Below are 19,360 nucleotides of genomic sequence, written 5' to 3'. Positions count from 1 at the left end.
ACGCCCTGTGACCGAATCTCCCCGATCCGTGTGACAACACGGGGGACGGATGAGACCCCGATGACATGTGCGCGTCGGGACAGGCGATGGCGCAGTGCTTGCGGGGGCGTGCGAGGATGGGACGTCCGCGCACCGCAGCCGGGACGAAGGTCCTGCTCCGAGCCGGTGCGCCGGACGGTCGGACGGGTTGAGGCGAAAGGACCGGAGCGTACGTGAGTGAGAATCAGAACCTCCTCGCGGAGCAGCGGCGCGCCCTGATCCTCGACGAGGTCCGGCGCCGGGGCGGTGTCCGCGTCAACGAACTGACCCGCAAGCTCGGCGTGTCGGACATGACCGTACGCCGCGACCTCGACGCGCTGGCCCGCCAGGGCGTCCTGGAGAAGGTGCACGGCGGGGCGGTACCGGTCGTCGAGGCGAGCACGCACGAACCGGGCTTCGAAGCGAAGTCGGGTCTTGAGCTGACCGCCAAGGAGGACATCGCACGGGCCGCGGCGGAGCTGGTCGCGCCCGGCACGGCGATCGCACTCTCGGGCGGTACGACGACGTACGCGCTGGCACACCATCTGCTTGAGGTCGCCGATCTCACCGTGGTCACCAACTCGGTGCGAGTGGCGGACGTCTTCCACGCGGCGCAGCGCACCTCGGGGCAGCGGCAGGGCGCGGCGACGGTCGTCCTGACCGGCGGGGTGCGCACCCCCTCCGACTCGCTGGTGGGCCCGGTCGCCGACCAGGCGATCGCGGCGCTCCACTTCGACATGCTCTTCCTCGGCGTCCACGGCATATCGGTCGAGGCCGGACTGTCCACGCCGAACCTCGCGGAGGCCGAGACCAACCGCAGGCTGGTGCAGTCCGCGCGGCGGGTCGTGGTGGTCGCCGACCACACCAAGTGGGGGACGGTGGGCCTGAGTTCGTTCGCCGCGCTGGAGCAGGTCGACACGCTGGTGACGGACGCGGGGCTGCCGGCCGAGGCGCGCGAGGACATCTCGGAGCATCTGCGGCGACTGGTGGTGGCGGGCGAACCCGACGACGAGGACGACATCTGACGGGACGGGGCAGACATCTGACGGATCGCCAGCTATCGTGACCTCGCTTCGGACGACGTCGTTTCGGTCAACGTCGCTCGGTCAACTTCCCTTCTCCGGCAAGGGGGTTCACGTCCATGGCCCACCGTCTGCGCCCCGTGGGGCTCGACTTCATCGACACCGCTCCGGTACGGCTGGTCTTCGCGCAGGAGATGTCCGCGGCACCGGACGCGGTCTTCCACGCCCTCAACGACGATGTGCCCGGGTGGGCCGAGTGGTTCTCGGCCGTGACCCGGGCGGAGTCCGTCGACGACGGTGCCGGACGTGACATCCGGCTCAGGGGCGGCGGTCACTTCCGGGAGACGGTGATCGCGGCGAAGGAGGCAGAGGTGTACGCGTACCGGGTCGACGTCACCAATGCGCCGGGGGCGCGGGCGATGGCCGAGGAGTGGCGGCTGATCCCCTCCGGGGGTGGGACGCGCGTCCAGTGGACGTTCGCCGTGGAGGGGAACGCGGTGTTTCGGGGTGCGGTGAGGATGGCGCGTCCCGGGTTGGGGCGGGCGTTCAAGGGGGCGGTGGCTGCCTTGGACCGGCGGCTGGGGCGATAGCTCGTCGTTCTTCCGCGGGTCCGTCGCGGCTGGTCGCGCCCGCTCGGCGGAGCCGCGAATCGACACAGCCCCGCGCCCCTGAAAGGGACGCTGACCAACCGGCGCTCTTCAGCTCAGGTCGGCCATACTCCCGTTGCCAAGAGCGACGTGATCGCCTTGCTGTACGGGGTGATGTCCAGGCCCTGTTCCGTCAGCCACTCGTCCGAGTAGTACTTGTCCAGGTAGCGGTCGCCCGGGTCGCACAACAGGGTTACCACGCTGCCTTGTTGGCCCGCTGCCACCATCTCGGCGATGATCTTCAGGGCGCTCCAGAGGCCGGTGCCCGTGGAGCCGCCCGCCTTGCGGCCGATGGCTTGTTCCAGAGCTCGTACGGCGGCGATGCTGGCCGCGTCCGGGACCTGCATCATGCGGTCGATGGCGCCGGGCACGAAGCTCGGTTCCATCCGGGGGCGGCCGATGCCCTCGATACGGGAGCCGCAGTCGCGGGTGACGTCCGGATCGCCGGTGGTCCAGCCCTCGAAGAAACAGGAGTTCTCCGGATCGGCGACACAGACCAGGGTGTCGCGCTGCGTGTAGTGGACGTAGCGGGCGAGGGTCGCCGAGGTGCCGCCGGTGCCGGCCGTGGCGACGATCCACGCGGGCTCCGGGAACCGCTCCAACTCCAGCTGGCGGAAGATGGATTCGGCGATGTTGTTGTTGCCGCGCCAGTCCGTGGCCCGCTCCGCGTAGGTGAACTGGTCCATGTAGTGGCCGTCGGTCTCCACCGCCAGGGCGGCCGACTCCTCGTACATCTTGCGCGGGTCGTCCACGAAGTGGCACCGGCCGCCGTGGAATTCGATGAGGCGGATCTTCTCGGCGCTGGTCGTGCGGGGCATGACCGCGATGAAGGGGACACCGATCAGCTTGGCGAAGTACGCCTCGGAGACGGCAGTGGAGCCGCTGGACGCCTCGATCACCGGGCGAGTGGGCCGGATCCAGCCATTGCACAGGCCGTAGAGGAAGAGGGAGCGGGCGAGGCGGTGTTTGAGGCTGCCCGTCGGGTGGGTCGACTCGTCCTTGAGGTAGAGGTCGATACCCCAGCGTTCGGGCAGCGGGAAGCGGAGCAGGTGGGTGTCGGCGGAGCGGTTGGCGTCGGCCTGGACCCTGCGGACGGCTTCTTTCAGCCAGCTCCGGTAGGCGGCGTCACTGCGGTCGACATCGGGGGTGGCACCGGTCGGGGCCTGTGGGGTGGTGCTCACGGCGGGGCTCCTTACGCTTCGCGCCGACGGCGCCTCGCGCGGCCGACACCTCGATCATATGCACCTTCCACACGCTTCTCACCTGCATAAACATGCCTTTGGGAAGGTCAAAGGCACCCCTGGGGAGCGATCACCGCGGATCCCGGGAAGCGATCACCGCGGATCCTGGGGGCGCATTTATGCGAGTGCTCCGGGTACTCACCGTGACCGCGTCGTGCGTACTGGTGCTCGACGCCCGGTGCGGGCAGACTGCACCGGAGCGGGACGAACGTCCTGAACGGGGGCGCACACTGGATCACGAGATGTCCTGGAGCAAGGGGGCGGGGAAGCATGGCGGAGCCGGAGTTCACGGCCACAGGCGTGCGGATCGGAAAGCGGCTGCGGTCACTCACCCGGGCCGGACAGGTCCGGATCAACGACGGCAGGCTGGAGTTGCTCACCAGTTACGGCAGTGAGATCGACAGCGCGCCGGTGCAGGCGGTACGCGCGTCGAAGCCCTGGTTCGCCCCGGAGGACCGGGCGCTGGCCGACCTGAACGGCAAGCGGTACCTGCTGACGCTCGGCGAGCACGACCCCGCGCCGGGGCAGCCTGGTCCCCCCGCGGCACGACGGTTCATCGAGGCCGTGCGCAAGGCGGCCGGACGCGGGGGCGGCTGACTGATCGGCGGCGGGCGGCGCGGGCCGGCCGCGCAGGGTGGCAGCCGACCGTGGCGCGAGCAGGCGGTGGAGAGCATCGGTTGACCGGTGCCGCGAGCAGGCGGTGAAGAGCGGCAAGTTGCGGGACCGCCACCCCTGCGTCACTCTGGTCTCACGTCACTCTGGGTTTACCGGCGATAACGCTGCGAACCAGCCGCCGGGCACAACAGCAGGCGGCCTATTTCCCTCGACCAGCCTGCTGGATCCGAACTCCGTGTTCTTCCGGACCTCTCGTCGGGGAGTCGCAGCCGTGATCACTCACCCAAACAGGCACTGCGCGGTAGAGCTCCAAGCCCTGCCGTCGCGGATCGGCCAGGTCCGCAGAATCGTATCTGCGCAGTTGCGCTACTGGCATCTGGATCCACTGATAGACCGGGCCGCGCTCGGTGTGACAGAGCTCCTGACCAACGTCCACCGGCACGCCCAGCCCGACAAGACATGCACCGTCGAGATCGAGCTGCTGCTCGACCACCTCGTCGTCTCCGTGCACGACCACGACCCCCGGCTTCCGGTCGTCGGCGACATCTCGGACGTCGCGGCCACTGCCACGTGTGGGCGGGGGCTCGCCATGGTGGCCGCCGTCAGCGAGAGCTGGGGGGTGCGGCCGGACGGGGAGTCCGGGAAGGTTGTCTGGTTCACGCTTTCCGCGCCTTCTCCTGCGCCTGTGCCGACGGCGGTGGCGTCTACGCCGGCATCGGCTCGGCCCGCACGTCGGGTGGGGATTGGATCGGAGAAGCCCACGCACCGGTTCGTCAGTGAGGTCGAGCTTCCGGTGGACGAACACCGGGCCCAGCACGCTCCCGCCCGGTCGGCCGTTGCCGGTTGATCGGGCGGTGATTTGGGTTGGGGGGGCTTGGGGCTGACTGGGCCGGTGTCGGGTAGGCGCCGTTCGCGCACCTCCTTTGGTTCGGTCGCCTTCGGGGCGCCTTAAGCCGGTGTCGAGAGCCCCACCGTGCTCAGCCCTTCGGGCCCTCGCCGGGGTTACTCCGCGGTGATGGCTCGCAGTAGGTCGAGATGTGCGGCTCGACGGGCTGGGCGGAGGCCTGCGAGTGCCCCTGCTGTCAGGCCCACCAGGGCTACCAGGAGGAGTTGTCGGGGTGGGATGGAGAAGGCGAAGGTGCTGTCGCTTGCTCCGTCCGAGGCCTTGACCAGGACCCAGCCCAGGAAGGCGCCGAGGGTGAGGCCGCCCAGCGTGCCGAAGGCTGCCACCAGGACCGACTCCCAGCGGACCATGGCCCGGAGTTGGGGGCGGGTCTGGCCCACGGCCCTCAACAGGCCCAGTTCTCGGGTGCGTTCGTGGATCGCCAGGGTCAGCGTGTTGGCGATGCCCAGGAGAGCGATCAGGACCGCGAGGGCGAGTAGTGCGTAGACGAGGGTCAGCATCATGTCTATGCCGCCTGCCGAGGACTGGGCGTATTCGTGGCGGGTCTGGACTTGTGGGGCGCCGTAGCGGTCGGCGACCTTCTCTACGGCGGCCTTGCCCTTCGCCGTGCTCACTCCGTCCTTGAAGGAGACTGCGACGAATGTGTCGGAGTCCTGGGTGCGGTGTGGGGACCACGCGGCTCGGGTGATGACGTAGTCGCCGGCGAGTTCGGACTGGCCGTAGACCGCGCGGACCGTGAAGGTCTTCTTCTTGCCGTCGGTGAAGGTGAGTTGGGCCTTGCTGCCGGTGGTGAGGTGTTGGCGGTCCGCTTCTGTGCGCGTGATGGCCATGCCGTCGGTGCCCAGGGTGCTCAGGGAGCCCTGGATCTTGCCGAGGTCGAAGGTGCGGGCCAGGGCGGTGGGGTCCGTCACCGTCAACGCCCTTCCCTTGCCGTTGACTTCGGCCACTCCTCGGCCCAGTCCGACTGCTGTGTCCACTTCGGGCAACCTGCCGATGGCCCCTGCCAGTTGAGGGCTCAGTCCGCTGCCGCCCGCACCGAAGGAGGGGGTACTGACGGCCACGTCACCGGCGAAGGACCGGGACACGGTCTGGTCCATCGTGGCCTTCAGTGAGGCGCCGAAGACCGTGAAGAGCGAGACGACGGCCACGCCGATCATCAGCGCGCTCGCGGTGGCGGCCGTGCGGCGGGGGTTGCGCAGGGCGTTGCGCCTGGCGAGGCCGCCGGTGATGCCGCGCAGTCGGTCGAGCGGGATGCCCAGGACGCGTACCGCCGTGGTGGAGGCGACCGGGCCCAGGACCACGAAGGCGATCAGGGCCAGCAGCGCCCCAAGTCCCGCCAGCAGCAGGGATGGTGAGACGAGTACGCCGGTGAGTGTCACGGCGAGCGCGAGGGTGGCCAGGGTCGCTCCGGTGAGCGCTCGGACGCGGGATGTTCCGGACTGGTCCACCGCCGTCTCGCGGAGCGCGGCCAAGGGAGCGGTGCGGCCCGCACGGATGGCCGGCATGAGCGCGGAGGCCAGGCAGACGACCGTGCCTACCGCCAGTGGCAGGACCATGGAGAGAGTGCGGATCACCAAGTCGCCGCCTGGGAAAGGGAATCCGATTGCCGGGAACAGCAGCTTCAGTCCGGCTGCGATGCCGATTCCGCCCGCGAGGCCGGCTGCCGATGCGGTCACGGCTACGACGCTCGCCTCGGTGACGGTGGCCGCGGTGACCTGGCGGCGGGAAGCGCCGAGAGCCCGCAACAGGGCGTTCTCGCGGGTGCGTTGGGCGATGACGATGGCGAAGGTGTTGTGGATGGAGAAGGTCGCCACCAGCAGGGCGATGCCCGAGAAGACCAGGAGGAACGTGGTGAAGATCGTCAGGAATTGGGAGGAGATCATGTCCGTGTTCTCCCGCGCCGACTCCTGGCCCGTGATGGCCTCAACTCCCTTGGGCAGGACAGGAGTCAGGCGGTCGACCAGTTGCTGCTGGCTCAGGCCGGGGCCTGCGCGCACGCTGATGCCCGATGCCTCGCCGGGCTTGGCGGTGAGGTACTTCTCGGCGTCCGCCTGTGTCATACCGGTGAACGTCACCTGTGCCATGCCGTCCTCGCCGGCGAAGGTCGCGAGGCCGACGATCTTCACCTTGACGGGGTCCGGTGTGCGCAGCGTTGTGGTGTCGCCGATCTTCAGGTGGCCCTTGTCGGCGGCGCCTCGGTTGACGACGACCTCACCGGAGACGGCGGGAGTGCGGCCCTCGGCCAGGCGGTACGGGTTGAGTTCCGGGTCGGTGATCCAGTTGCCGGCGAGAGTGGGCGGGCCCTGGCCTCCGATGGGTTTGCCGTCGGCGCCGACTAGTTGGCCCGCGCCCTGGATGCTGGGGGCTGCGGCTGCCACGCCGGGGATCTGGGCGAGGGTCTTCAGCAAGGACGTGCTCACCGGTTGCCGCACCCCCTGGCTCTCGCCGGGTGCTGTGATGGCGTCGGCGCTGCGGATCACTGCGTCCGTGCCGCTGGTCGCGTCGCCGAACATGGTGTCGAAGTTGGCGCGCAGGGTGTCGCCCATGACCAGGGTCCCGGCGAGGAAGGCGACCCCGAGGAACACTGCGAGGAACGTACCGGCGAAGCGCCTTTTGTGGGCCCGCAGGGAGGACATGCTCAGGCGTACGGACGCGTTCATGACCTCACCTCGAAGGCCTTGAGGCGGTCCAGCACCTTGTCGGCCGTGGGGGATTCCATACGGTCCACCAGGCGTCCGTCGGCGAGGAAGACGACCTCGTCGGCATGGGCGGCGGCCACCGGGTCGTGGGTGACCATGACGACCGTGCGGTCCGTCTGCCGTACGGCGCGGCGGAGCAGGCCGAGGACCTCGCCGCCGGAGCGGGAGTCGAGGTTGCCGGTCGGCTCGTCGGCGAAGACGACCTCGGGGCGGCCTGCGAACGCCCTTGCCACGGCGACGCGTTGCTGCTGGCCGCCGGAGAGTTCGGAGGGGCGGTGGTGGAGGCGGTCGCGCAGGCCGACGACGTCGATGAGTTCGTCGATCCAGTCGTGGTCGCCGCCGGCTCCGGAGAGGTCGAGGGGGAGGGTGATGTTCTCGGCGACGGTCAGCGTCGGGATCAGGTTGAAGGCCTGGAAGACGAAGCCGACGCGGTCGCGGCGGAGGAGGGTGAGGCGTCGGTCGTCGAGCGCGCCGAGTTGCGTGTCGCCGATGTAGGCGGCGCCGCAGGTGAGTGTGTCGAGTCCGGCCGCGCAGTGCATCAAGGTGGATTTGCCGGAGCCGGAGGGGCCCATGATCGCGGTGAAGCGGCCGGCCGGGAAGTCGACGCTCACCCCGTCCAGGGCGCGAACGGCGGTGTCGCCGACGCCGTACACCTTGACGGCGTCGACGACCCGCGCGGCCGTGCGGGTGGTGGTCTCGGTGGTCATGCCGGGCCGCCGCCCTTGCCGACACGGCCGAACTGCTCGTCCAGGACGGACAGTCGGCGCCAGTACTCGTCCTCGTCGATCTCGCCGGAGGCGAAACGGCGGCCGAGGACGGCGAGGGGGGAGTCGCCGGTGGGGCGCATGTCGTTCATCGCGCGCCAGGGGGCGACGCGACCGCGCCAGGCCGTGCGGCGGAGCACGGTCACCACGCCGACCACTACGGCCGCCCAGATCAGCGGGAAGAACAGGATCCACGGGCCGGGGCCGCCGCCGTTCCAGTTCGCCAGAGTCTGCATGTCGATTCATCTCCAAGGAGTCCTGAGCCCTCAGCGGGCTTCCGGTGATGTATCGAGACTGGCTCCGGGGAGGGGGTCGGGTCGTCGTACCGCCAGCGGCCGTCTGTGTACCTCCCGGGGAGTACGTGGGGTCGTTCCGGCTGCTCCTTAAGGGCTCGACTTCTGTAACTACTAGTATGTACAGTCGCTGTGTGAGCACTCCGGAGCGGTTGATCGAGTCCACCCGCGAGTTGTTGTGGGAGCGCGGCTACGTAGGCACCAGTCCCAAGGCGATCCTGGAGCGGGCGGGCGCCGGGCAGGGCAGCATGTACCACCACTTCAAGGGCAAGCCGGATCTGGCGCTTGCCGCGATCCGGCGGACGGCCGAGGAGCTGCGTGCTACCGCCGAGGGAGTACTCGACGGTCCGGGCACGCCGTACGAGCGGATCGAGGCGTATCTGCGGCGCGAGCGCGATGTGCTGCGCGGGTGTCCGGTCGGGCGGCTGACGATGGATCCGGATGTGATCGCCAGCGCCGAGTTGCGCGAGCCGGTGGACGAGGCCCTGGACGCGATCCGTGAGCGGCTCGCCGGAATCGTCGAAGAGGGCAAGGAACAGGGGCAGTTCGGGCCGGAGCTGGACGGTGAGGAGATCGCGTCGACGATCCTCGCGACCGTGCAGGGCGGGTACGTCCTGGCCCGTGCGTCCGGTTCACCGGGCGCGTTCGACGCGGCGGTCCGGGGACTGCTCGCCCTGCTCTCCCCGATCTCTCGCATGTCCCCCATTTCTTCCCGATAGGAGTCCAGGTACGTGCAGATCACCAGGAAGCGTCCCGACACACGGCAGGGTCCGGCGGAGAACTTCACCGGCACGGTGTGGCTCGACGAGCTCGCGGCTCCCGAACCACCGTCCCGGATACGGATGTTCAGCGTGCACTTCACGCCCGGCGCGCACACCGCGTGGCACACCCATCCGCACGGCCAGGTGCTGTACGTGACGGAGGGCGAGGGACTCGTGCAGCGCAGGGGCGGTGCCGCCGAGACGATCCGCGCGGGCGACACCGTGTGGATCGAGCCGGGCGAGTGGCACTGGCACGGCGCCGGACCGCGCACGTTCATGACGCATCTCGCGGTCGTCGAGGCCGCCGAGGACGGCACGACCGCCGACTGGCACGGGCACGTCGACCCCGGGAACTACCCCTCCTGAGGAGGCACTTGATGCACGCCATGCAGTACGAACTCACCCTGCCCGCCGACTACGACATGGATGTCATCCGAGGCCGGGTGGCGCGGGTGGGGCATGTGCTCGACGACTGGGACGGCCTCGGCTTCAAGACGTATCTGCTGCGTGAGCGCGGGGTGCACGGTTCGCCGGTCAACCAGTACGCGCCGTTCTATCTGTGGAACACGGTGGAGGGCATGAACCGCTTCCTCTGGGGCGGCGCCTTCCAGCGGCTCGCCGACGACTTCGGGCGGCCGGAGGTACGACAGTGGACGGGCCTCGCCTACGAGGAGGGTGGCGCCGCGGGCTCCCCCACCGCCGTCGCCGTGCGCAGCCGGCGGCGGATACCGGAGGGGGCGGAACTGGCCGCGGTCATGGAGGACGCGGTCGGTGAGACCCGGCGGCTGGCCGGGGAGGACGGCGCGGTGCTCGCTGCGGCGGCCGTCGACCCGCACCGCTGGGAGCTGGTCCACTTCTCCCTCTGGGCGCACGACACGCCGAAGGCGGAGGGGGACGTGTTCCAGGTGCTGCACGTTTCGGAGCCCGGGCGGGGCGCGTTGCCGCGCGGTCGGCAGTGGTAGTGGGGAGTGGCGTCGCCGCCGTTCGTACGGTGCTGGGGGATGTGGAGCCAGGGGAGTTGGGGGTGTGCGACGCGCACGATCATCTCTTTCTGCGCAGTCCCCGACTCCCCGGCCAGGAGCTGGAGGACGCCTCGGCCGCGCGGGCCGAGTTGGCCGCGTTCCGTTCGGTGGGCGGTGCCAGTGTCGTGCAGTGGACGCCGTACGGTATGGGGCGCCGGGTGGCGGATCTGCCCCTGCTGTCACGGGCCACGGGTGTGCACGTGGTCTGCGCGACCGGGCTGCATCAAGCGGCCCACTACAGCCCGGAGTTGCTGGAGGGCCTGCGTGGCGGGCTGGCCGAGGTGTTCGTCGCCGAGTTGACGGAGGGCATCGGGCCGTCCGGTGTCCGCGCCGGGTTCGTCAAGGTCGCGGGCGGCTTCCACGGCCTCGACGCGCATGCCCGCTGGACGATGACCGCCGCGGCCGAGGCCCACCGTGCGACGGGCGCCCCGATCGCCGTCCACCTGGAGATGGGCACGGGCGCACTCGACGTACTCGACCTGCTGTGCGGGGAGTTGGGCGTCGAGCCGCATCGGGTGATCCTCGGTCATCTCAACCGCTCCCCCGACCTCGTGGTCCAACGCCAGGCCGCCAAGACGGGTGCCTACCTCGCGTTCGACGGCCCGTCCCGCACCCACCACGCCACGGACTGGCGCATGCCGGACGGAGTGCGGGCGCTGGCCGAGGCCGGTTTCGGCGACCGGCTGCTGCTCGGCGGGGACACGGTGGTCGCCGGGGCACGCTCGGTGGACGGCGGCCCGGGGATGCCGTATCTGCTGCAGCGGGTGGGGCCGCGGCTCGCGCTGGAGCTCGGCGGGGAACTGGTCGGGCGCGTGTTCCGGGAGAATCCGGCGCGGGCGTTCGCCGTGGCATGGGGCTGAGGGCCGCCCGCGGAAGAACCCCCTGCGCTGTACCCGGATGGCCTCTCGCGCGCTCTCCTCGGAGCCGGTCGCCGAGGGCTGACGGGAGCCCGATATGTTCGACGCGGACATCGAACATGTGGAGCTCGTGTGCAGACGACGGTTGAGCCGCCCAGAGCGGCGGAGGCGGAAGTCGTGGCGGCCGGGTGGCCCCGGTCCTGGCCACTGCTGTTGTTGGGCGCGGCCGTCGTTCCCGGTCTGGTGCTCTTCTCCGTCGGGCGGTGGCTGGACTCGCCGGCCGTGCAGGCCTGGCGGACCGTCTGTCTCGCCATCACCACACAGGCGCTGCCCTTTCTGCTGCTGGGTACGGCGCTGTCGGGGGCGATCAACGCGTTCGTGCCGGCGCGGGTGTTCACGAGGATCCTGCCGAAGCGGGCCGCGTTCGCGGTGCCGGTCGCCGGGATGGCGGGAGTCGTGCTGCCGGGCTGCGAGTGCGCGTCGGTACCGGTCGCGAACAGCCTGATCGGGCGCGGGGTGACCCCGGCCGCCGCGTTCGCGTTCCTGCTGTCGGCGCCCGCGATCAACCCGGTCGTGCTGACCGCCACCGCGATCGCGTTCCCCGCCAGTCCGGTCATGGTGCTGGCCCGGCTGCTCGCCTCGCTCGCCACCGCCGTGGTGATGGGCTGGCTGTGGCTCTGGCTGGGGCGTGAGGAGTGGCTGCGCCCGGTCGCGCGCCACACCGGGCACCAGCCGGGGCACAGCCGCTTCACGGAGTTCCGCACCGGCTTCCAGCACGACTTCCTGCACGCGGGTGGGTTCCTGGTCGTCGGGGCCATGGCGGCGGCGACCTTCAATGTGGCCGTACCGCGCTCCGTGCTCGACACGTTCGCCGGTTCGCCGTGGCTGTCGGTCCTGTTCCTGGCCGCGCTCGCGATCATCCTCGCGGTCTGCTCCGAGGCCGACGCGTTCGTGGCGTCCTCGCTCACGGGCTTCTCCCCCACCGCCCGGCTGGCTTTCATGGTGGTCGGCCCCATGGTGGACCTGAAGCTGATCGCCCTCCAGACCGGCACGTTCGGCCGGGCCTTCGCGGCCCGCTTCTCCGCCGCCACGACGGTCGTCGCGGTCCTGTCCAGCGCGCTGATCGGAGCCGTACTGCTGTGAGACGCCCCCTCCAGGTGACCCTGCTCGTCCTCAGCGGCCTGGGCCTGCTGCACGCCTCGCTCTTCACCGACCTGTGCCTGCGCTACGTCAAACCGAGCATGCGCCCGATGCTCGTCGCCTCGGGGTTCCTGCTGATCCTGCTGGGCATCGCGGAGGCATGGTCACGGTCCCGGCGGGAAGCGGGGATGGACGACCACCACATGGGCCACGCCCACACCGAACCCGCCGAAGAACACATGGGCCACAACCACTCCAAGGTGCCCCGGGTCGCCTGGCTGCTCTTCCTCCCCGCGCTCAGCCTCCTCTTCTACGCCCCACCCGCCCTCGGCGCCTACACCGCATCCCGCGCCGCTCCCAAGGCCGTCCCCCAGCAGGACTCCTTCGATCCGCTGCCCGCGACCTCACCGCTGCCGATGACGCTCACCGACTTCACCAGCCGCGTGCAGCAGGACCGCAAGGGGACCATCAAGGGCCGCACCGTCCAGATGACGGGTTTCGTCACGCCCGACAAAGGAAGCACATCCTGGGACCTGACCCGCATCATGATCTCGTGCTGCGCGGCGGACGCCCAGTCCATCAAGGTGCGGGTCTACGGCATCCCGGCCCTGGCCGCCAACACCTGGGTGACGATCACCGGAACCTGGCACGCGGGCGGAACCCTGGGCACGAGTTCCGCCCCGGCCGCGCTCGACGGCGTCACCGTCGAGAAGGTCGCCAAGCCGGTGAACGCCTACCAGGACGCCCTGCCGTTCCCGACCTCGCGATGACCGACACCCAGGTGGGCTCGGGTGGGTCAGCCAAGGGCAGGGGACATGAGGTCAAGGATCAGCAGGTTCCCCCAGTCGTTGGTGAAGGTGGCACGCATGTCCTCGAAATGCACCCTGATGAACGGGTTGGAATGAAACATCACGGCGACCCACCGCAACGAGGAGTCGGCGTTGAGACGGGCGAGATAGCCGATGTTGCCCATTCCGCCGCCTCCGCCGGACATCCATCCTGATCCGTCCGGCAACGGGTTCTCGAAATTGGCAGTCACCTCGTCCGCGAGGTGTTCCTCAAGGGCCTGGGCCACATCAAACGGCCTTCCGATACGAAAGGGAATCGGCTGCCCGGCATCCGGGTGGAACGCCCCCGGGCCGTCGACATGCAACTCCAAGCCGGTGTCGTCCGGCCGGTACAGCCCGTCGCGAAGCGGCATCTCCCCGGCCTCCCAGAGTCCTTCGGCCCTTCCCATGGCTCACCCCACCGTCAATTGCCGAGGTGCCGAAGTCTGGCTGCACACAAGAGCGGAGGGCGTCCAATGTCGGTTGTGACGACCGACCTGAACACCTTCTCGACCTCACTCTAGGTGCGGATCGACGACGACACTCGTCTAGGCGACGGAGATGTCCACGGACGGCCGCAGTTTCGCCGCTGCGGCCAGCGCCTCGTGCATGGGGTGCCCGTCGAAGGCCGTCAACAGGGCCTCGTTCGGCGGGAGTTCGGACGCCGGGTAGGCGATCTGCTCGTAGGCCGCCTGGAAGCGCGGGCCCCAACGGCGGGTGCCCAGGCGGGCTGTGCGGGAGCAGTTGTCGACCATGTACGCCACATCGCGGGCGTGCATGTAGGGCAGCAGGGAGTCCACCGCCTCGATGACCGACTCGTTGACGATCTCCGACCAGGGGTGGCCGCGCTCGGCGAACTCGTCGACCTGGGCGGTCATCGTCGCCACGAACACCCCGGCGGTGAACGGCTCGACGGGCAGGGCGCGTTCGGCCCGGCGGGCGCGGACCTCCGGTCCGGCGGCCCACATGGGTGAGCCGCCGATCCCGCTCATCTCCCGTGCGCCGAGCCGCCGTTCGGCGAGCACGACGCTGCGCAGTTCGGTGCCGTCGGCGACCTCGTCGTAGATCTCGGCGACGATCTCGCGGGCGGGACCGTAGGTCGCCGAGTAGGCGCGGTCGAAGATCTCGCGTCCGGCCGGGTCCAACTCCTCGCGGACGGCGCGGAGTCCGGTGTGCGAGATGGTTTGGGCGATGGGTCCGGTGACGTTCTCGCAGGAGCGCTCGTACGCGGTCACCGGGTCGTCGCCGGCCAGGCGGTAGCGCGTGTAGAGGCTCTCGACGATGCCGTGGACCGCACCGAGCAGGATGGCGCGCTCGCCGACGATGTCGGAGCGGTACTCGCTCTCCAGAGCGGTACGGAAGGTGTACGGCGAGCCCAGCGCGACCGACCAGGCGAGCGCACGGTCGGTGGCGTGGCCGTCGGGGTCGGCGTGGACGGCGTAACTGCTGTTGATTCCCGCGCCGTTGATCTCGGCGCCCTGTTCGTAGAGGCGGCGCACGGAGTCGCCCATGCCCTTGGGGCAGACGGCGATGACGCCGTGTCCGGGCGGGAACTCGCCGCCGCTTGCCCGGAGATGGCCGAGGAGGAAGCCGTGGGAGAGACCGATGGTGGCGCCGGGCTTGAGGGCCGCGAAGATCTGCTCGTGGTGGGCGGCCAGGGCGGCGTCCGCGATGAGCAGGATCACCAGGTCGCTGTCGGCGGTGACGGCTAGCCAGTCGCCGAGTGTGCCGTCCTCCTCGGTGAAGCCGTGGGCGCGGGCGTCGGCGGCGGACACCGAGCCGGGGCGTAGTCCGACGCTCACCCGGATGTCCGTACCGGCGAGGGAGTCGCGCAGGTTGCGGGCCTGCGCGCGGCCCTGCGGTCCCCAGCCGATGACGCCGATGCGGCGCACGCCGGCGAAGGCCTGCGGGAGCAGCGGGAAGAGGTGTCGGCCACCGCGCAGGATGGTCTCCGTGCCGCCGGGCACGTCCATCGTTTCGAGGGTGAAGACGGCGGAGGTGTGCGTGGTCGAGGTCATGGTCCGGTTGTAGGCTCCGGGCGAGTGTTGCGGCAAGCGCAATCTGCGCAGCGGACTGTTGCGAGAAATGAAAGGACAAGGTCAAAGGATGCGGGACGACCGTCGGGAGCTGCATCTTTTCCTGCATCTGGCACAGACGCTGAACTTCGGGCGGACGAGTCTCGACTGCCATGTCAGTCCGGCGACGCTCACGCGGACCGTGCAGCGGCTGGAGGCCGACCTCGGGCACCAGTTGTTCGACCGTGGGGCGCGCGGGGTGTCGTTGACGGCGGAGGGGCACCGGTTCCGTGAATACGCCGTCCAGGCACTGGAGTTGTGGCGTGCCTACCGCGAGGAGCATCCCGACCCGGCCGAACTCACCGGCAGCCTCGCCCTGTTCGCCACGGTGACCGCCTGCCAGGCCCTGCTGCCCGACCTGTTGGCGCCCTTCCGGACCGCGCATCCACAGGTACGGCTCGATCTGCGCACCGGTGACGCCGCGGCGGCGTTGGCCCGGCTCGACGAGGGTGAGGTGGACGTGGCGGTCGCGGGCATTCCGGCGCGGCTGCCGGAGCCGTTGGTGAGCAGGACGGTCGCGGTGACCGAGCTGGTGCTGGTCACCGCGCGCGACCGTCCCGATCCGGGGCTGGACGGCCCGTTCGTCCTGCCGCACCGGGGTCTGGTCCGGGAGGCGGCCGACCGCTGGTTCCGGGCCCGGGGCACGACACCGGACGTGGCCTGCGAACCGGACGGCCACGAAGGGCTGTTGACGCTGGTCGCGCTGGGCTGCGGGACGGGTGTGGTGCCCCGGCTGGTGCTGGAGTGCAGTGCCGTACGGGAGCGGCTGGCGGTGGTCGCAGCGGATCCGGCGCCGGAGCCGCTCCCGATCGGGCTGTGCGTACGACGGGCGGACCTGCGCCGCCCGCTGGTGGCGACGCTGTGGAGCCTCACGGCTCCCTGGTAGGCCTGGCCGCTCACGCGTCCGCTAGTCGAGGTCCACCGGACCGTCGTCCTTCTTGTCGTCCTTCTTCGCCGGGAGCTGGAGCAGGTTCTTGACGTCCTCGCCGGGGCGGCGGCCGTCGTTGTCCGCATTGCCCAGGTTGCCCCGGACCGAGTCGAGGATGGTGAGGCCCTGCGAGACCAGACCGGCCGCGATCTCGCCGAGGCCGTCCGCGCCGTTGAGGACGTTGACGTTGGCGCCCGCGAGGCCGCCCGCCGCTTCCTTCACGATCTGCGGGAGCTGGTCGATCAGCATGCGGTCGAGCGCGACCCGGTCGTAGGAGGCCGCGGCCTCGGCCTGGATCTTCATGCGCTCGGCATCGGCGATGGCGAGCAGCTTGATCCGCTGGGCCTCGGCCTCGGCCGGCTTGACGATCTCGGCGACCAGCTGCTGCTGGCGCAACTCGGCCTGGCGCTGCGCCAGTTCGGTCTGCGCGGCGAGCACCTCCTGCTGGGCGTGGGCCTGCGCCAGCGGTCCGGCCTGGGCGGCCTGCGCCTGGGCGCGGTCCACCTCGGCCGAGTACTCGGCCTTGACGACGGCGGTCTGCCGGGCGTACTCGGCCTGGTTGCGGGCCGCGGCCTGCTGCGCCTCGGCCGAGGCCTGGGTGGCCTGTGCCTGGGCGATCTGGGCCTGCCGCTGGATGGCCGCCTTGTGCGGGGCGGACATGGCCTCGATGTAGCCGGTGTCGCCGTCGTCGATCGACTGGATCTGCAGCGAGTCGACGATCAGGCCGATCTTCGCCATCTCGATCTTCGAAGTGTCCAGCACCTCGGCGGCGAGCTTCTGCCGCTCGGTGACGATCTCCTCGACCGTCATCGAACCGATGATGGACCGCAGATGACCTGCGAAGATGCGGCCGGTCAGCACCGACATCTGGTCCTGGTCGGACAGGAAGCGCTGGCCGGCGTTGATGATGCTCTCGGTGTCGTTGCCCACCTTGAAGGCGATCACGGCACGGACGTTCAGGGCGATGCCCTGCCGGGTCACGCAGGTCTCGGTGACCTCTGCCTCGCACATCGCCAGGGTGAGGAAACGGGTCTTGCGGAAAACCGGGAGCACGAACTTTCCGTGCCCCGTCACGACTCGGAACGGCGCGCCCCCCAGTCCCCGCCTACCACCCGAGATCAGCATCGCCTCGTCGGGAGCGGGAACGCGGTAACCGAACATTGGTACTCCTCACTCTGCGCCGGCGGGGTCCCCGCCCAGCGCGTCCAATGGATCCACCCATTCGATGACGTGGACCTCACGACCCCCACGCGACTCGATCACGAGCACGGTCGCCCCCGTGGGCAGAGGGTCGTCAGACCAGGCGAGGAAGGTCTCGGAGCCGCCGCGGACGCGCACCAGGATCTCGCCGGGGCCCGCGTTTCCACGGGTTCCGATGATCACCTGCCCCGTGCATCCGATCACGGGCTCATCCTGCGGCATCACCGGCCGCCTCCATCCTCTGGCCTTAGGTTTCCGACGATAGACCTACTCTGCCCCGGCTCCCAACGGGCTCGTCAATTCCTTCCGTCACGTGCCGTCCGCGCGCTCAGGAAAGGGCCGCCAGCGGGTCGTCGAGCACGGGCTGCCACGCCAACTCGGCCGCGCCGACCAGGCTGTTGTGGTCGAGGGTGCAGGCGAGGATCGGCACACCCCCGCTCTGCCCCCACAGGCTGCGGTCGGCGACGACAGCGCGCAGCCGGTCCGGGTCGGCGTCGAGGAGGGTGCGGTGCAGTCCGCCGAGGATGATCCGGTCGGGATTGAGGATGTTCACCAGCCCGGCGAGACCCAGCCCGAGCCGGTCGATGAGGGTCTCGGCGGCCTTCCGGACAGACGGGTCGTCGTAGTGGTGGCGGATGAGGTCGTTGGACTGCTGGAGCAGGGACACCTCGGGGCCGGGGGCGCGGTCGGCGGCGGTGAGGAAGGCGAGCGGGTCGGCCTCGACGTCGAGACAGCCGCGGCTGCCGCAGTAGCAGGGGCGGCCCTCGGGGTTGACGGTGAGGTGTCCGACTTCGAGCGCGAGGCCCGAACTCCCCGTGTGCAGACGCCCGTCGAGGACCAGCGCGCCGCCGACGCCCCGGTGTCCGGTCGCCACGCACAGCAGGTCGCGGGCGCCTCGGCCCGCACCGTGCCGGTGTTCGGCGAGCGCGGCGAGGTTGACGTCGTTGCCCGCGAACGCCGGTCCCGCGATGCCGGCCGCGCGCACGCACTCGGCGAAGATCCGCCGCACCGGCGCGCCCGCGGGCCAGGCCAGATGCAGGGGGTTGAGCGCCAAGCCGTCGGGCTCGGCGACGGCGGAGGGCACGGCGAGTCCGGCGCCCACGCAGCGCCGGCCCGTCTCGCGCAGCAGATCCGCACCGGCCTCGACGACCGAGCCGAGCACCTTCGCCGGGTCGGCGTCCACGGCCTCGCAGCCGGGGGCTGTCGCCACGATCTGGCCGCCGAGCCCGACCAGCGCGGCCCGGAAGCCGTCGGCGTGCACCTGGGCGGCGAGTACGACGGGTCCGTCCTCGGCGAGCGCGAGCCGGTGCGAAGGGCGGCCCTGCGAACCGGCTGCCGCGCCGGGCCGCGCGTCGACCCTGATCAGGCCCAGCGCCTCCAGTTCGGCGGCGACCGCGCCGGCCGTGGCCCGGGTCACCCCCAGTTCGGCAGTCAACACGGCACGGGTGGGCGCGCGGCCGGTGTGCACGAGCTCCAGCGCGGGGCCGAGGGCTCCGCGTCCTCGGTCCAGCCGCGCCCTTGAGGTTGTCCCTTCGCCGCTCATGAGGGGGAGTCTCCCATGATCCGTAGAGAGCCGTTTGGGGTCGTGTTCACAGTTGCGGCCGGTGGGGGCTGGTCGCGCCCACGTGGCGGAGCCGCATATCGATACAGCCCCGCGCCCCTGCAGAGCTCACCGCCGCTTAAAAGCCGCTGACCCTCAGCGTCACGTTTAGTCTCCCCTTGAGCCCCAACGCCCCCGGCGCCGTACCCTCGTGCACCCTCGGCACCCCGTGGTACGCCAGCCTCGACGCCCCGCCGAACACGAACAGGTCACCACTCCTCAACTCGACGTCCGTGTAAGGCTTCGTACGGGTCTCGGTGTTGCCGAAGCGGAAGACGCAGGTGTCGCCGAGGCTCAGCGACACGACCGGTGCCTGAGAATTCTCGTCGCTGTCGCGGTGCATGCCCATGCGGGCGTCGGCGTCGTAGAAATTGATCAATGCGATGTCGTACGACGCCGTCGGCGCCCCCAGTGTGTCGGCGACCGCGCGCCGCCCCAGCTCGTCGAGCCAGGCCGGGAAGGGTTTGACCGGGGTGCCGTCGCCGTCGGCCGTCGTGCGGGAGTAGGCGTACGGGTACCAGTGCCAGCCCAGGCAGACCTGCCGGGCGGTCATCGTGCCGCCGCCGGGGGTGCGGACCGTGCGCAGGCCTGCGGGCGGCCGGGCCCACTCGCGGCAGGCCGTCAGGAGGGCGCGCTGGCGGTCCGGGTCGAGCCAGTCCGGGACGTGCACCGCGCCCGGCGCGATCTCCGTGCGGGCCCGGGGAAACAGCTCGGCGTCCATGCGCTCCATCCTGCCCCGACCGGCCG

At 70.4% G+C, this 19,360-nt stretch carries 21 protein-coding genes; 11 read left to right on the top strand and 10 right to left on the bottom strand.

Annotation, left to right across the window (positions count from 1 at the left end; genetic code table 11):
- Window positions 1-212 precede the first annotated feature (212 nt).
- Both OC490_RS27025 and OC490_RS27020 read left to right on the top strand, forming a co-directional pair.
- Entirely contained in the window at window positions 213-1,043 is an 831-nt protein-coding gene (locus OC490_RS27025) for a DeoR/GlpR family DNA-binding transcription regulator (protein ID WP_262060608.1), read from the top strand.
- 116 nt (window positions 1,044-1,159) lie between these two features.
- Window positions 1,160-1,630 (top strand): SRPBCC family protein, encoded by a 471-nt coding sequence (locus tag OC490_RS27020; RefSeq protein ID WP_262060607.1) that lies wholly within the window; start codon window positions 1,160-1,162, stop codon window positions 1,628-1,630.
- A 113-nt stretch (window positions 1,631-1,743) separates the two neighbouring features.
- Here OC490_RS27020 and OC490_RS27015 read toward each other — a convergent pair whose 3' ends face one another.
- Window positions 1,744-2,868, bottom strand: a complete 1,125-nt coding sequence (locus OC490_RS27015) for a PLP-dependent cysteine synthase family protein (RefSeq protein WP_262060606.1) — start codon at window positions 2,866-2,868, stop codon at window positions 1,744-1,746.
- Window positions 2,869-3,198: 330 nt separating this feature from the next.
- Between OC490_RS27015 and OC490_RS27010 the strand changes: the two genes are divergently transcribed.
- Complete coding sequence (locus OC490_RS27010) at window positions 3,199-3,525, top strand: hypothetical protein (RefSeq protein ID WP_262060605.1); 327 nt, start codon at window positions 3,199-3,201, stop codon at window positions 3,523-3,525.
- A gap of 289 nt (window positions 3,526-3,814) precedes the next feature.
- Entirely contained in the window at window positions 3,815-4,390 is a 576-nt protein-coding gene (locus tag OC490_RS27005; RefSeq protein WP_262060604.1) for an ATP-binding protein, read from the top strand.
- A 155-nt stretch (window positions 4,391-4,545) separates the two neighbouring features.
- On the opposite strand, the gene OC490_RS27000 is transcribed toward OC490_RS27005, so the two are convergent.
- The 3 genes from OC490_RS27000 to OC490_RS26990 are packed head-to-tail and all read right to left on the bottom strand — an operon-like array spanning window position 4,546 to window position 8,146.
- Window positions 4,546-7,107: an ABC transporter permease gene (locus tag OC490_RS27000; protein WP_262060603.1), complete on the bottom strand. Its 2,562-nt coding sequence runs from the start codon at window positions 7,105-7,107 to the stop codon at window positions 4,546-4,548.
- Window positions 7,104-7,853, bottom strand: coding sequence for an ABC transporter ATP-binding protein (locus OC490_RS26995; RefSeq protein ID WP_262060602.1), 750 nt, complete (start codon window positions 7,851-7,853; stop codon window positions 7,104-7,106). The genes OC490_RS27000 and OC490_RS26995 overlap by 4 nt, the downstream gene beginning before the upstream one ends.
- Window positions 7,850-8,146: an SHOCT domain-containing protein gene (locus OC490_RS26990; protein ID WP_262060601.1), complete on the bottom strand. Its 297-nt coding sequence runs from the start codon at window positions 8,144-8,146 to the stop codon at window positions 7,850-7,852. The genes OC490_RS26995 and OC490_RS26990 overlap by 4 nt, the downstream gene beginning before the upstream one ends.
- A 176-nt stretch (window positions 8,147-8,322) precedes the next feature.
- Here OC490_RS26990 and OC490_RS26985 point away from each other — a divergent pair, with 176 nt between their 5' ends.
- The 6 genes from OC490_RS26985 to OC490_RS26960 all read left to right on the top strand — a co-directional run bounded on the left by OC490_RS26985 (window position 8,323) and on the right by OC490_RS26960 (window position 12,753).
- The gene (locus OC490_RS26985; RefSeq protein WP_262060600.1) at window positions 8,323-8,922 is read left to right on the top strand and encodes a TetR/AcrR family transcriptional regulator; all 600 of its coding nucleotides are present in this window, start codon (window positions 8,323-8,325) and stop codon (window positions 8,920-8,922) included.
- Between the two features lie 12 nt (window positions 8,923-8,934).
- Complete coding sequence (locus OC490_RS26980) at window positions 8,935-9,330, top strand: cupin domain-containing protein (protein WP_262060599.1); 396 nt, start codon at window positions 8,935-8,937, stop codon at window positions 9,328-9,330.
- Window positions 9,331-9,341: 11 nt separating this feature from the next.
- Window positions 9,342-9,926, top strand: a complete 585-nt coding sequence (locus tag OC490_RS26975) for a DUF4865 family protein (RefSeq protein ID WP_262060598.1) — start codon at window positions 9,342-9,344, stop codon at window positions 9,924-9,926.
- Window positions 9,926-10,846, top strand: coding sequence for a phosphotriesterase (locus OC490_RS26970; RefSeq protein WP_262060597.1), 921 nt, complete (start codon window positions 9,926-9,928; stop codon window positions 10,844-10,846). Before OC490_RS26975 ends, OC490_RS26970 begins: the two co-directional genes overlap by 1 nt.
- A 129-nt stretch (window positions 10,847-10,975) precedes the next feature.
- Window positions 10,976-11,986 carry a permease gene (locus tag OC490_RS26965; RefSeq protein WP_262060596.1) on the top strand — a complete coding sequence of 337 codons (1,011 nt, stop codon included), beginning with the start codon at window positions 10,976-10,978 and terminating at the stop codon, window positions 11,984-11,986.
- A complete protein-coding gene (locus OC490_RS26960; RefSeq protein WP_262060595.1) occupies window positions 11,983-12,753 on the top strand; it encodes a TIGR03943 family putative permease subunit in 771 nt (256 codons plus the stop codon). The genes OC490_RS26965 and OC490_RS26960 overlap by 4 nt, the downstream gene beginning before the upstream one ends.
- Window positions 12,754-12,779: 26 nt before the next feature.
- On the opposite strand, the gene OC490_RS26955 is transcribed toward OC490_RS26960, so the two are convergent.
- Complete coding sequence (locus OC490_RS26955) at window positions 12,780-13,184, bottom strand: hypothetical protein (RefSeq protein ID WP_262060594.1); 405 nt, start codon at window positions 13,182-13,184, stop codon at window positions 12,780-12,782.
- A gap of 174 nt (window positions 13,185-13,358) precedes the next feature.
- Window positions 13,359-14,828, bottom strand: a complete 1,470-nt coding sequence (locus OC490_RS26950) for a ketol-acid reductoisomerase (RefSeq protein ID WP_262060593.1) — start codon at window positions 14,826-14,828, stop codon at window positions 13,359-13,361.
- An 88-nt stretch (window positions 14,829-14,916) separates the two neighbouring features.
- Here OC490_RS26950 and ilvY point away from each other — a divergent pair, with 88 nt between their 5' ends.
- Complete coding sequence (gene ilvY / locus OC490_RS26945) at window positions 14,917-15,771, top strand: HTH-type transcriptional activator IlvY (protein ID WP_262060592.1); 855 nt, start codon at window positions 14,917-14,919, stop codon at window positions 15,769-15,771.
- A gap of 21 nt (window positions 15,772-15,792) precedes the next feature.
- Here the strand turns inward: ilvY and OC490_RS26940 are convergent, their stop codons facing one another.
- From OC490_RS26940 to OC490_RS26925, 4 genes are all read right to left on the bottom strand, one after another.
- A complete protein-coding gene (locus tag OC490_RS26940) occupies window positions 15,793-16,974 on the bottom strand; it encodes a flotillin family protein (protein ID WP_262060591.1) in 1,182 nt (393 codons plus the stop codon).
- 9 nt (window positions 16,975-16,983) lie between these two features.
- Window positions 16,984-17,235, bottom strand: a complete 252-nt coding sequence (locus tag OC490_RS26935) for a hypothetical protein (RefSeq protein ID WP_026178689.1) — start codon at window positions 17,233-17,235, stop codon at window positions 16,984-16,986.
- A 106-nt stretch (window positions 17,236-17,341) separates the two neighbouring features.
- Complete coding sequence (locus OC490_RS26930; protein ID WP_262060590.1) at window positions 17,342-18,556, bottom strand: ROK family protein; 1,215 nt, start codon at window positions 18,554-18,556, stop codon at window positions 17,342-17,344.
- A 136-nt stretch (window positions 18,557-18,692) separates the two neighbouring features.
- A complete protein-coding gene (locus OC490_RS26925) occupies window positions 18,693-19,334 on the bottom strand; it encodes an alpha-ketoglutarate-dependent dioxygenase AlkB family protein (RefSeq protein ID WP_262060589.1) in 642 nt (213 codons plus the stop codon).
- Between the last annotated feature and the right edge of the window lie 26 nt (window positions 19,335-19,360).

It is taken from the genome of Streptomyces sp. STR69, assembly GCF_024519455.1.
Lineage (GTDB): Bacteria > Actinomycetota > Actinomycetes > Streptomycetales > Streptomycetaceae > Streptomyces.
Note: the sequence above shows the minus strand (reverse complement) of the source record. Positions and strands in the feature narration are given on the sequence as shown.

Bases quoted from the DNA above. Each gene is read 5' to 3' on its own strand.
- OC490_RS27020 (WP_262060607.1), top strand. From the start codon at position 1,160: ATGGCCCACCGTCTGCGCCCCGTGGGGCTCGACTTCATCGACACCGCT.
- OC490_RS26975 (WP_262060598.1), top strand. From the start codon at position 9,342: ATGCACGCCATGCAGTACGAACTCACCCTGCCCGCCGACTACGACATG.
- OC490_RS26925 (WP_262060589.1), bottom strand. From the start codon at position 19,334: ATGGACGCCGAGCTGTTTCCCCGGGCCCGCACGGAGATCGCGCCGGGC.
- OC490_RS26930 (WP_262060590.1), bottom strand. From the start codon at position 18,556: ATGAGCGGCGAAGGGACAACCTCAAGGGCGCGGCTGGACCGAGGACGC.
- OC490_RS27010 (WP_262060605.1), top strand. From the start codon at position 3,199: ATGGCGGAGCCGGAGTTCACGGCCACAGGCGTGCGGATCGGAAAGCGG.
- ilvY (WP_262060592.1), top strand. From the start codon at position 14,917: ATGCGGGACGACCGTCGGGAGCTGCATCTTTTCCTGCATCTGGCACAG.
- OC490_RS26940 (WP_262060591.1), bottom strand. From the start codon at position 16,974: ATGTTCGGTTACCGCGTTCCCGCTCCCGACGAGGCGATGCTGATCTCG.
- OC490_RS26950 (WP_262060593.1), bottom strand. From the start codon at position 14,828: ATGACCTCGACCACGCACACCTCCGCCGTCTTCACCCTCGAAACGATG.
- OC490_RS26935 (WP_026178689.1), bottom strand. From the start codon at position 17,235: ATGCCGCAGGATGAGCCCGTGATCGGATGCACGGGGCAGGTGATCATC.
- OC490_RS26985 (WP_262060600.1), top strand. From the start codon at position 8,323: ATGTACAGTCGCTGTGTGAGCACTCCGGAGCGGTTGATCGAGTCCACC.
- OC490_RS26990 (WP_262060601.1), bottom strand. From the start codon at position 8,146: ATGCAGACTCTGGCGAACTGGAACGGCGGCGGCCCCGGCCCGTGGATC.
- OC490_RS27000 (WP_262060603.1), bottom strand. From the start codon at position 7,107: ATGAACGCGTCCGTACGCCTGAGCATGTCCTCCCTGCGGGCCCACAAA.
- OC490_RS26995 (WP_262060602.1), bottom strand. From the start codon at position 7,853: ATGACCACCGAGACCACCACCCGCACGGCCGCGCGGGTCGTCGACGCC.
- OC490_RS26955 (WP_262060594.1), bottom strand. From the start codon at position 13,184: ATGCCGCTTCGCGACGGGCTGTACCGGCCGGACGACACCGGCTTGGAG.